The organism is Arthrobacter cavernae (genome assembly GCF_017368795.1).
Classification (GTDB): domain Bacteria; phylum Actinomycetota; class Actinomycetes; order Actinomycetales; family Micrococcaceae; genus Arthrobacter; species Arthrobacter cavernae.
Genome location: NZ_JAFNLL010000096.1, coordinates 1 through 1985, shown reverse-complemented (window position 1 = coordinate 1985; position 1985 = coordinate 1). Strand labels below are relative to the sequence as shown.

The 1985-nt window shown below is 71.2% G+C and carries 1 protein-coding gene; it reads left to right on the top strand.

The genetic code is table 11. The features are described from left to right. Positions 1–1361: 1361 nt before the first annotated feature. Entirely contained in the window at positions 1362–1670 is a 309-nt protein-coding gene (locus tag J1902_RS19980; protein WP_207617916.1) for a transposase, read from the top strand. Positions 1671–1985 lie beyond the last annotated feature (315 nt).

Here is a 1985-nt window from a genome sequence, read left to right as displayed (position 1 = left end):
TGACTTCAACTTGGTTTGGTTCTGGCACGAATTTCGTGAATGGTGACGGATTGTTGCTGCGGTGGGATCGTTGCGACTGTGTGGGGATTTGCTGCGGGTGGTGTTCCCGCATTTGGACAGTGTGCCGGCGGGGCGGGTGTGCCGGGTGGAGGGGATGGTGCGGGTGTCGGCCCGGACCCGCGCGGACAGTGCGTTCCCGGGCCCGGGCTGCGGGGTGCTGTCGCGGCGGGTGCATAGCCGCTGCCGGCGCCGGGTCGCGGACACCGCTGTGGGCGGGCAGCCGGTGGCCGCCGGGTTGTCGGTGCGGCGCCTGTTCTGCGGCGAGGCGGGCTGCTCCCGGCGTACTTTCTCCGAGCAGGTCAAAGGCGTGGCTGCCCGCTACGGGCGGCGCACCCCGGCGCCGGTGAAGGTGCTCCAGGCAGTCGGCCTGGCCCTGGCCGGGCGGGCCGGGGCCAGGCTCACCGCCGTTCTGGCCGCGGCGGCGAGCAGGAGGACCCTGCTCCGCCTGCTGCTGCCCGCCCCCGCTCCGGCCGGCGCGCCAAACGTGCTGGGGGTGGACGACTTCGCGCTGCGCAAACGCGAGGCCTGCGTCACGGTCCCGGCCGGCTGCGGCTCCCGCCGTCCCGCCGGCCTGTTGCCGGACCGGCAGTCCGGCACCTTCGCCGGATGGCTGCGCGGGCACCCCGGCGCGCAGATCATCTGCCGCGACCGGGCCGGGCCTGTGCGGAGGGCGCCCGCGCCGGAGCGCCGGAAGCGGTGCAGGTCGCCGACCGCTGGCACCTGTGGCACAACCTGGGAGAACACGTGGAAAAGGAGGTCGCCCGGCACCGGTTGTGCCTGGCCGGGTCCGCCGCGCAGCAAGTCCCCGATGACCGTCAAAAGCCTCCCGGGGAGGTCGGCGAGGCTGCTGCCGGCGACTGCGCCGCCAGCCATGTCCTGCCCGGGCGGACGCACGAACGCTGTGTGCGCGGGCTGGTCGGGCAGGGCACCAGCATGCAGGCAGCCGCCCGCATGCTTGAGCCTGGCCTGGCCTGCAACACAGTGCGCAAGTATGCGCGCGCCGACAGCGCGGACGCGCCGGCCGCGTCCTGGGCCAATCGGGTGACGATCCCCAGTGCCTCCAAGCCCTGCCTGCACCAGCGACCGGGCGAGGGCCCGGTCAGCACCACCGAGCTGTACCGGCAGATCACCGCGAGCCGGTTGCCGGGGCAGCTACGGCACGGTATCGGCCTGCCTGCGGGGCTCCGTGCCACCGGAATCGTCCCCGCGCCGGCCCCTGCGCCGCCGACAGGCAAGTGGCCGCTGGATCATGTCTGCCCCCGGCGCGCCGGCGCGGGAACGGGCGGGGCCGGCCCGGGGCCGTGCCGGCCCACTGCCCGGAGCCCGGGTCAGCCACCGCGCATGTACGCGGCTTCGCCGCCATGCTCGCCGGCCTGCGCGGCGACCGGCTCCGGGGCTGGCTGGGCAAGGCCTGCATCGGCACCCTGCCGGGCCTGCACTCCTTCCCCAACGGCGTCGGCCGGGACCGGGACGCGGTCATCACCGGGCTGACATTGCCCTACAGCTCCGGCATCGTTGAAGGGCACATCAACCGGATCAAAATGATCAAACGCCAGATGTTCGGCCGGGCCGGCTTCCAACTCCTCCGACAAAGAGTCCTGCTCTCATGACCGCAACCACGCCCGATCCCCGATTCACGAAATTCGCGCCAGAACCACCAAGGGTTCTGGCACGAATTTCGTGAACGGTGACGGATCGTCACTGCGGTGCGATCGTTGCGACTGTGTGAGGATCTGCTGCGGGTGGTGTTCCCACGCTTGGACAAGGTGCTGGTGGAACAGGTGTGCCGGGTGGACGAGGCGGTGCGGATGTCGGCCCGGACCCGCTTCCAGCTCCTGAGGCAGAGAGTCCTGCTCTCATGACCGCAACCTCGTTCGATCCCCGATTCACGAAATTCGTGCCAGAACCAAACCAAGTTGAAGTCA